The organism is Actinomyces sp. MRS3W, assembly GCF_032465695.1.
Classification (GTDB): Bacteria; Actinomycetota; Actinomycetes; order Actinomycetales; family Actinomycetaceae; genus Actinomyces.
The window spans coordinates 1-9,026 of the sequence record NZ_JAWDJJ010000248.1 but is presented as its reverse complement, the minus strand read 5'-3'; the positions used below and the strand labels follow the sequence as shown (position 1 = coordinate 9,026).

Here is a 9,026-nt window from a genome sequence, read left to right as displayed (position 1 = left end):
ACCTGCCCCCTACGCCCCCTGGCATCCCGGCCGCACCGCTGAGGTGCGTCTGCCCGCGGTGCGTCGGGGTAAGGAGATCGTGCCCGGTGCGCTGGTCGCTCACGCCGGTGAGCTGCACCCGCGCGTATCCCGCGATCTGGGGCTGCCGGAGCGCACCTGCGCCGTCGAGATCGACCTGGAACCGCTGCTGGATGCGGCCGCGGCCGCCGGCGTACTGCAGGTGCGAGCGGTATCCACCTTCCCCGCCGCCAAGGAGGACATTGCGCTGGTGGTGGACGAGTCCGTCACCGCCGCAGCGGTTGAGCAGGTGGTGCGACAGGCTGCCGGGGAGCTGGCCGAGGAGGTGCGCTTGTTCGACGTCTTCCGCGGACCCCAGCTGGGGGAGGGGAGGAAGTCCTTGGCCTTCTCGCTGCGTCTGCGTGCTGCGGACCGCACCCTGACCGCGGAGGAGACCGCTGCGGTACGCAAGCGGGTGGTCAAGCGCGCCGCCAAGCGTTTGGGCGCCGAGCTGCGCGCCTGACTCATGAGCTCAGCTGTGGGGGTCGTCACGGTTGCGGGATTGGAGGCGCAGTCCCCTGAAAAATGGGGCGCGCAACGGTGATACTGACGCCATGAAGATCCTGCTTGCCGCTTCATCCCGCCACGGCGCCACCGACGAGGTCGGCGCGGTCATTGCACAAGAGCTGCGCAATGCCGGTCACGACGTCGACCAAGCACGTCCCGAAGACGTCACCGATGTCCGGACATACGATGCTTTTGTGCTCGGCAGCCCCGTGTACATGACCCGCTGGACCCAAGAGGCTATCGACTTCACCGAGCGGTTCAGCGAGGAGCTGCACTCCCATCCGGTGTGGGCCTTCTCGGTGGGGCTGTCGGGCCTTCCGAAAGGCAAGATTTCCGATCCGCACCGGATCGGCCCCGTGCTGCTGTCCATTGAGCCGGAGGGGCACGTGACCTTCGCGGGGCGTTTCGAGCCTTCCGAGCTGTCGCTGCGGGAGCGCTCAATTGCCAGGATGGGTGGGGCCTCCGAGGGCGACTTCCGCGATCTGGATGCGGTACGCGCCTGGTCGGCGTCCATCGTTGAGGCGCTCGCTGCGCGCCAGTAACGATCGGCGCAGCAGCCCGGCCAGGTGGTGCCTGTGAGCAAGCCGACCCCTGCGGGGGTGCGCCGAGTTATGTATATCTATCCGGTGCAATGTATGGTTTTCGCGTGACATGGACAGTAGCGGTCGCCGGAGCGACCGGATATGCGGGTGGAGAGGTGCTCCGCCTTCTCGCCGCGCACCCCAATATTGACATCGGTGCGGTGACGGCCAATTCCTCTGCCGGCACCCGCCTGGGCCAGCACCACCCGCATCTGGTCGGCCTGGCCGACCGGATCGTCGCCCCCACAGATGCCGAGCACCTGGCCGGGCATGACATCGTCGTCTTCGCACTGCCGCACGGCGTATCCGGAGCGGTTGCCGCCGAGCTGGAACAGGCGGACAGCCCCACCCCCATCCTCGTTGACTGCGGCGCCGATCACCGGCTCACCGACGCGGCCGCCTGGACGCAGTTCTACGGAACCGACTACGCCGGCGCCTGGACCTACGGCATGCCCGAACTGCTCCACGCCGACGAGCATGTGGCCGCCGCCCAGCGTGCCCTGCTCGCGGATACCCGCCGCATCGCGGTCCCCGGCTGCAACGTCACCGCGGTCACGCTGGCCGCCCAGCCCGGCGTCAACGCTGGACTCATCGACCCCAGCCATCTGGGCGCCGTCCTCGCCGTCGGCTACTCCGGTGCCGGCAAGGTACTTAAACCGCATCTGACAGCATCCGAGGCCCTCGGCTCCGCCCAGCCCTACGCCGTCGGCGGCACCCACCGCCACATTCCCGAGATCATTCAGAACATGCAGGTCGCCGGGGCCGAGCCGGGCGCCGTGCGGCTGTCCTTCACCCCCGTGCTGGTGCCCATGAGCCGAGGCATTCTCGCCACCGTGACCGCCCCGGTCACCGCGACCGTACTTGCCAGCGACGATCCGGCCGCCGTGCTGCGCTCCGCCTGGGAACGGGCCTACGGCGCCACCGGCACCGGCGAGGCGCTCATCCACCTGCTGCCCGAGGGCACCTGGCCCGTGACCGGCGCTGTTGCCGGCACCGGGGTGGCGACCGTTCAAGTTGCCTACGACGCCGCCGCCCGCGCCGCCGTCATCATCTGCGCCATCGACAACCTCGGCAAGGGCACCGCCTCGGCCGCCATCCAGTCCCTCAACCTGGCCCTGGGCCTGGACGAGACCACCGGCGTCATCACGGAAGGAGTCGCGCCGTGAGCGTTACCGCAGCCGCCGGTTTCCGCGCCGCCGGCATCAACGCCGGCCTCAAGGAGTCCGGCCGCCTCGACCTCGCCCTGGTGGTCAACGACGGTCCCCTGGATGTGGCTGCCGGCGTGTTCACCACCAACCGAGTCGCCGCCGCCCCCGTGCGCTGGTGCCGCGGCGTGCTGGGCGGCGAGCACGATGCGATGGGATCCGCGCGCGCCGTCATCCTGAACTCCGGGTCCGCCAACGCCTGCACCGGTCCCCGCGGAGCCGCCGACACCGCGGCCACTGCGGTCCGCGTTGCCGAACTGCTCAGCGAGGACCACCCGGGCCTGCAAGCCGACGACGTGCTGGTGTGCTCCACCGGCGTCATCGGTGTCCCATTGGATATGCCCGTTCTGCTCGCCGGCGCCGAAGCCGCCGCGCGGGCCCTGGACACAACCGCCGAGGCCGGACACGACGCCGCGGTCGCCATCATGACCACCGACACCGTGCCCAAGGAGGATGCCCTCCACCTGGACGGCTGGAGCATCGGCGGGATGATCAAGGGCGTGGGCATGCTTGCGCCCGGCCTGGCCACCATGCTGTGCGTCATCACCACCGACGCCGTCATTGATGCGAGCACCGCCGGCTCCGCCCTGTCCCGCGCCGCCGCCCGCACCGTGAATCGGATCAATTCCGATGGCTGCATGTCCACCAACGACACCGTCCTGCTGCTGGCCTCGGGCGCCTCCGGCATCACCCCCAACCCCGACGACTTCGACGCTGCTGTCGAGGAGCTGCTGGCCCGGCTGGGACGGCGGCTGGTGGCGGATGCGGAGGGCGCCACCCACGACATCGCCATCACCGTCACCGGCGCTATCAGCGAGGCGGCCGCCGAGGCCGCAGCCCGCACCGTCTCGGCCTCCAACCTGCTCAAATGCGCCGTTGCCGGTGAGGACCCCAACTGGGGGCGTGTCATCTCCCAGCTCGGCACCGTGCCCGAGGCGGTGTGCCCCTTCGACCCGGATGCAGTCGATGTCGCCATCAACGGCGTGACCGTCTTCCGGCACGGGGAGCTTGGCGAGGACCGCAGCACGGTGGATATGACCCCGCGCGAGACCCGCATCGACATCGCCCTGGGCGCGGGCGACGCCGCCGCCACCGTCTGGACCAACGACCTCACCCACGGATACGTCACCATCAACGCGGACTACACGACATGACTACCACCCTGCCCAGCTCGCTGACCCCCACCCAGAAGGCCTCCGTCCTGTTGGAGGCCATGCCCTGGCTACGCGCCTACAAGGGCGCCACCATCGTGATCAAATACGGCGGCAACGCCATGATCGACGAGGACCTCAAACGCGCCTTCGCCGCCGACGTCCTCTTCCTCCACCAGGTCGGGCTGCGCCCCGTGGTGGTCCACGGCGGCGGCCCACAGATCAGCGCCATGCTGACTCGCCTCGGCATTGATTCCGAGTTCAAGGGCGGCCTGCGCGTGACCACCCCCGAGGTCATGGACGTGGTGCGCATGGTGCTCACCGGCGGTGTGCAGCGCGAACTGGTCAGCCTGCTCAACGAGTCCGGCTCCGCCGCCGTGGGCATCTCCGGTGAGGACGGTGGCCTGCTGCGCGCGCGCCAGCGCCTGGCCACGGTCGATGGCGAGCGGGTCGACGTCGGGCTTGTCGGTGACGTCGTCGAGGTCGACCCGCGTTCGGTGATCGAGCTGCTCGACCAGGGCCGCATCCCGGTGGTCTCCTCGGTGGCTCCGCTGGTCGCCGACGCCACCACCGTCCTCAACGTCAACGCCGACACCGCCGCAGCGGCCCTCGCTGTCGCCCTCAAGGCGCAAAAGCTCATCGTGCTCACCGACGTCGAGGGGCTGTACTCCAACTGGCCGGATAAGGGCTCGCTCGTCTCTCGCATCGGCGCCGACGCCCTTGAAGCACTACTGCCCGAGCTGTCCAGCGGCATGGTGCCCAAGATGGAGGCGTGCCTGCGGGCGGTGCGCGGCGGCGTGGGCCAAGCCCATGTCGTTGACGGCCGGCAGCCGCACTCCATGCTGCTGGAGATCGTCACCGACGACGGCGTCGGCACCGTTGTCCACCCCGACGTCATCCCACAGTCACGGACGAAAGGAGGCGCGACACTGTGAGCGCGCATCCCCCCATTCCCGCTGCCTCCGCTCCCAGCAAGAACGAGACCTGGCGGGGCCGCTATGCAGGCGCCGTCATGAACACCTTCGGCACGCCCGGACGCGTGCTGGTACGTGGCCAGGGCACCCGTGTCTGGGACGCCGACGGGAAGGAGTACATCGACCTGCTGGCCGGCATCGCCGTCAACTGCTTGGGCCATGCCCACCCCGCCGTGGTCTCCGCCGTCACCGAGCAGATCTCCACCCTGGGACACATCTCCAATCTGTTCACCTCCCCGGCCCAGATCACCTTGGCCGAGGCCCTGACCGACCTCGTATTCCCGGTGGCCCCGCAGAATGCGCGCGTCTTCCTGGCCAACTCCGGCACCGAGGCGAACGAGGCCGCCTTCAAGATCGCCCGGCGCCACGGCGGCCGCGCGCGGCCGCGCATCCTCGCCCTGGAGGATGCCTTCCACGGCCGCACCATGGGTGCACTGGCACTCACCCACAAGGCCGCCTATCGGGAGCCCTTCGAGCCGCTGCCCGGGGGAGTGGAGTTCATCCCCGCCGGCGACGTCGACGCGCTGCGCGGCGCCCTGGGGCCGGACGTCGCCGCCCTCATCGTCGAGCCCATTCAGGGCGAGGCCGGGGTGCGCCCCCTGCCCGACGGTTACCTTGAAGCCGCGCGCGAGCTCACCGCCGCCGCAGGAGCCCTGCTCATCATCGACGAGGTGCAGACCGGCATGGGCCGCACCGGCGCCTGGATGGCTCACCACCTACTGGCCCCTGGCATCGTGCCCGACGTCGTCACCCTCGCCAAAGGGCTGGGCGGCGGCATGCCGATCGGAGCCGCCGTCGCTACCGGAGAGGCGGCCGAGCTGCTGGGCCCCGGCCAGCACGGCACCACCTTCGGCGGTAACCCGGTCGCCGCGGCCGCAGCCCTGGCGGTCATCGACACGATCCGCACCGAAGGACTGCTAGGACGCATCACCGAGTTGGGGGACCGGTGGGCCGCCGCCCTGGAAGCCGTGCCCGGGGTTACCGAGGTGCGCGGGGCCGGCCTGCTGCGCGGGGTGGGCCTGGCCGAGGCCGTCGGCCCCGCCGCCGAGGTCGCCGGTGCGCTGGAGCGGCGCGGCTTCATTGTCAATGCGCCCCGCCCGGACACGCTCCGGCTGGCACCCCCCTACATTCTGGCCGACGCCGACGCCGACGCTTTCACCGCGACGCTGACGGACGTCCTCACGGAGCGGACAGCGGCATGAGCGGGCAGCCGGACACCCCCGCGCTTGATACCGTCGGCGCCGGCACGCCCCCGACCAAGGCCGCCCGCCACGCCCTCATTGCCCGAATCCTCGGCCACGAGCGCATCCGCTCCCAGGCGGAACTGCGCGACGCGCTGGCTCAGCGCGGCGTGGCTACCACCCAGGCGACGCTGTCACGCGACCTCGTCGAGCTGCGCGCCACCAAGGTCCGTGCGGCCGGCGGCGTGCAGGTGTACGCCCTCCCGCAGGCCGGCGCCCCCGGGCAGGTATCGCCCATCGGGCCGGGTGATGAGCCGCTGACCGACCGCACCACCGCGCGTTTGGCCCGTTGGTGCGCCGACCTGGTCGTGACCGCCGAATGGGCCGGCAACCAGCTGGTGCTGCGCACTCCGGCCGGTGCCGCCCAACTGTTGGCCAGCGCCGTCGACGACGCCATGCTGCCCGGCGTGCTCGGGTGCATCGCCGGCGACGACACCGTCCTGGTCATCACCCGCTCCGAGGAGATAGCGGCCGAAGTGGCCGCGCATCTGCTCGCCCTGGCCGGTCCGCACCACTGACCCGCACCGGGTCGCATATACCAATCAGATCAACAAACAGATAGAAGGACACAGAACACCTATGAGCAAGCACCAGGACCGCGTCGTCCTCGCCTACTCCGGAGGCCTGGACACCTCCGTCGCCATCGGCTGGATCGGCGAGCAGACCGGCCGTGAGGTCGTCACCGTCGCCGTCGACGTCGGCCAGGGCGGGGAGGACCTGGAGGTCATTCGCCAGCGCGCCCTCGACTGCGGCGCCGTCGAGGCCTACGTGGCCGACGCGCGCGACGAATTCGCCGAGGAGTACTGCATGCCGGCGCTCAAGGCCAACGCGCTCTATGAAGGCAAGTACCCGCTGGTGTCGGCCCTGTCCCGGCCGGTCATCGCCAAGCACCTGGTGCGTGCCGCCCGCGAGTTCGGCGCCACCACCGTTGCCCACGGCTGCACCGGCAAGGGCAACGACCAGGTGCGCTTCGAGGTGGCCATCACCTCCATGGCCCCGGACATGGACTGCATCTCGCCGGTGCGCGACCTCGCCCTGACTCGGGACGTGGCCATCGAGTACGCCGAAAAGCACGACCTGCCGATCGAGACCACCAAGCACAACCCCTTCTCCATCGACCAGAACGTGTGGGGCCGCGCCATCGAGACCGGGTTCCTGGAGGACCTGTGGAACGCCCCCACCAAGGACGTCTACGTCTACACCGACGATCCCACCTACCCGCCACTGCCCGACGAGGTCGTCATCCACTTCGAACAGGGTGTGCCCACCGCGATCGACGGGAAGCCGGTGACGCCGCTGCAGGCGATCCAGGAGCTCAACCGTCGCGCCGGCGCCCAGGGCGTGGGTCGCATCGACATGGTCGAGGACCGGCTGGTGGGCATCAAGTCCCGCGAGATCTACGAGGCCCCCGGAGCCGTCGCACTCATCGAGGCGCACCAGGCCCTGGAGTCCGTCACTCTGGAACGCCTGCAACGCCGCTACAAGCGGCAGATGGAGCAGGCCTGGAGCGACCTGGTCTACGAGGCCCAGTGGTACTCGCCGCTCAAGCGCTCCATGGACGCCTTCATCGAGGACACCCAGGACTACGTGACCGGCGACATCCGCATGGTGCTGCACGGCGGTCGTGCCACCGTCAACGGGCGCCGTACCGATACCGGACTGTACGACTTCAACCTCGCCACCTACGAGACCGGGGATACCTTCGACCAGTCCTCCTCGCGGGGATTCATCGAGATCTACGGCATGCAGTCCAAGCTCGCCGCCGCCCGCGACGTGCGCCTGGGACGCGGCGTCGCCTTCTAGAGGCCGGACCGGTCGGTACCGCTGGGGCCGCCCGGGGGAGGAACATGAGGAAGGAAGAGTGTGCCCGCTGACGACCGTATCCCTGTACCGGTGGCAGTCCCCGGCTCGCGGCGCTCCCTCATGCCCGCTCTGGGGACGTGGGCCTTCTTCCTCACCTTCTCCGGGCAGGGCGTGCGTGACCTGGTCGGCTGGTGGGCCTTCGGGGCGGTGGCGGCGCTGAGCGCGGTGGCACTCGTGCTCGTGTTCTTTGCCGAGGGACACCGCGTACCGTGGCGGGCCCTGCCCCCGGTCACCACCGCCTATGTGCTCGTGTGTCTGCTGAGTGTGCTGTGGTCGCAGTACCCGGAGGAGACTGCCCTGGCGGGGCTGCTCATGCTCACCACCAGCGTCGTGGGGGTTCTGCTCGCCTGTGGTTTGTCCCTGCGTCAGATGACCGACGCACTCAGCCGCGCACTGGAAGCCACCCTGGTGCTGAGTCTCCTGCTGGAGGCCTACGTGGCCATGGTGCTGCGCCATCCGCTCATTCCGTTGTACATGCAGGACTGGGATGAAGTACCGATCTCCTACTACTGGGTGAACGGGGATCTGTTCAACGGTGGTCCCATCCAGGGCATTGTCGGTAACCGCAACCCGCTGGCTTTTATCGCCCTACTTACCCTGCTGTGCGTGGCGGTGCGCTGGGCCGACCGGCGCATACGCCCGGCGGGCCTAGTGATCTGGACGGCGGTGTCCTTGCTGGTGCTGGTCCTGACCGACTCGGCGACCGTATCCGTAGCACTGGTCGTGTGCGCAGCGAGCGGTCTGGTGCTGTGGCTGGTGCGTCATGTCCCGCACCGGTGGCGCCCGGTGGTGCTCACCACCGCCGCGGCTATCGGGGTGGTGCTGGTCGCCGCCGCGATCGGGCTGCACTCTCAGGTGACGGCGGTGCTCGGGCGCAGCTCGGATATGTCGGGACGCTGGGAGATCTGGCAGCGAGTGCTGGCACTGTGGGAGGAGCACACCATCCTGGGCTGGGGATGGATCATGTACTGGGTGCCGTGGCTGCCGGTATTCGCCACCCTTGTGGTTCGTCCCGATGGCACCCCCACCATGAGCGCCCACAACGCCTATATCGAGGCGCTCTTCCAGACGGGCGTGGTTGGGGCGACGCTCGTCGTCGTGCTGGTGGTGCTGCTCCTGTACCGCTCCTTCCGTCTGGCCTTGCGCAATATTGACTCCGACGCCTCGGTGCTCCTGCCCGCCCTGCTCATGACCGCGCTGGCGGTGCAGTCGTTTACCGAATCCCGACTGCTCAGCGAGGGAAACTGGGTGGTGGTCTGCGCGCTGGGCACCTGGCTGGGCCTGCATCGCCTTTACGAACGCGGCCGCAACGGGACCCGGACCGACAGCACGGCGCCGGTCCGGGCAGCGAGCACGCGCACGCCTACCCGGCTGAATGCGTCATGATGGGACCATGACGAGTCAGACGTCCCCGTGGTGCTCACCACCGCCGCGGCTATCGGGGTGG

Annotated in this window: 8 protein-coding genes and 1 pseudogene; all 9 read left to right on the top strand. The window is 69.5% G+C overall.

Translation table 11 applies throughout. The features are described from left to right. Positions 1 to 520: pseudogene (locus RWX45_RS09565) on the top strand (phenylalanine--tRNA ligase subunit beta); the annotation flags it as partial. A 91-nt stretch (positions 521 to 611) separates the two neighbouring features. After that, entirely contained in the window at positions 612 to 1,106 is a 495-nt protein-coding gene (locus tag RWX45_RS09560; RefSeq protein ID WP_316023500.1) for a flavodoxin domain-containing protein, read from the top strand. A 104-nt stretch (positions 1,107 to 1,210) separates the two neighbouring features. Continuing rightward, positions 1,211 to 2,311, top strand: coding sequence for an N-acetyl-gamma-glutamyl-phosphate reductase (argC, locus tag RWX45_RS09555; RefSeq protein WP_316023499.1), 1,101 nt, complete (start codon positions 1,211 to 1,213; stop codon positions 2,309 to 2,311). After that, positions 2,308 to 3,504 (top strand): bifunctional glutamate N-acetyltransferase/amino-acid acetyltransferase ArgJ, encoded by a 1,197-nt coding sequence (gene argJ / locus RWX45_RS09550; protein ID WP_316023498.1) that lies wholly within the window; start codon positions 2,308 to 2,310, stop codon positions 3,502 to 3,504. Before argC ends, argJ begins: the two co-directional genes overlap by 4 nt. Further along, positions 3,501 to 4,436 (top strand): acetylglutamate kinase, encoded by a 936-nt coding sequence (gene argB / locus RWX45_RS09545; RefSeq protein ID WP_316023497.1) that lies wholly within the window; start codon positions 3,501 to 3,503, stop codon positions 4,434 to 4,436. Before argJ ends, argB begins: the two co-directional genes overlap by 4 nt. Beyond that, a complete protein-coding gene (locus RWX45_RS09540) occupies positions 4,433 to 5,677 on the top strand; it encodes an acetylornithine transaminase (RefSeq protein WP_410050708.1) in 1,245 nt (414 codons plus the stop codon). The genes argB and RWX45_RS09540 overlap by 4 nt, the downstream gene beginning before the upstream one ends. Continuing rightward, complete coding sequence (locus RWX45_RS09535) at positions 5,674 to 6,234, top strand: ArgR family transcriptional regulator (RefSeq protein WP_316023496.1); 561 nt, start codon at positions 5,674 to 5,676, stop codon at positions 6,232 to 6,234. The genes RWX45_RS09540 and RWX45_RS09535 overlap by 4 nt, the downstream gene beginning before the upstream one ends. A 61-nt stretch (positions 6,235 to 6,295) precedes the next feature. Continuing rightward, complete coding sequence (locus RWX45_RS09530) at positions 6,296 to 7,519, top strand: argininosuccinate synthase (RefSeq protein WP_316023495.1); 1,224 nt, start codon at positions 6,296 to 6,298, stop codon at positions 7,517 to 7,519. Between the two features lie 60 nt (positions 7,520 to 7,579). Then, positions 7,580 to 8,965 carry an O-antigen ligase family protein gene (locus RWX45_RS09525; protein WP_316023494.1) on the top strand — a complete coding sequence of 462 codons (1,386 nt, stop codon included), beginning with the start codon at positions 7,580 to 7,582 and terminating at the stop codon, positions 8,963 to 8,965. The last annotated feature ends 61 nt before the right edge of the window (positions 8,966 to 9,026 follow it).

Bases quoted from the DNA above. Each gene is read 5' to 3' on its own strand.
- argB (WP_316023497.1), top strand. From the start codon at position 3,501: ATGACTACCACCCTGCCCAGCTCGCTGACCCCCACCCAGAAGGCCTCC.
- RWX45_RS09535 (WP_316023496.1), top strand. From the start codon at position 5,674: ATGAGCGGGCAGCCGGACACCCCCGCGCTTGATACCGTCGGCGCCGGC.
- RWX45_RS09530 (WP_316023495.1), top strand. From the start codon at position 6,296: ATGAGCAAGCACCAGGACCGCGTCGTCCTCGCCTACTCCGGAGGCCTG.
- RWX45_RS09560 (WP_316023500.1), top strand. From the start codon at position 612: ATGAAGATCCTGCTTGCCGCTTCATCCCGCCACGGCGCCACCGACGAG.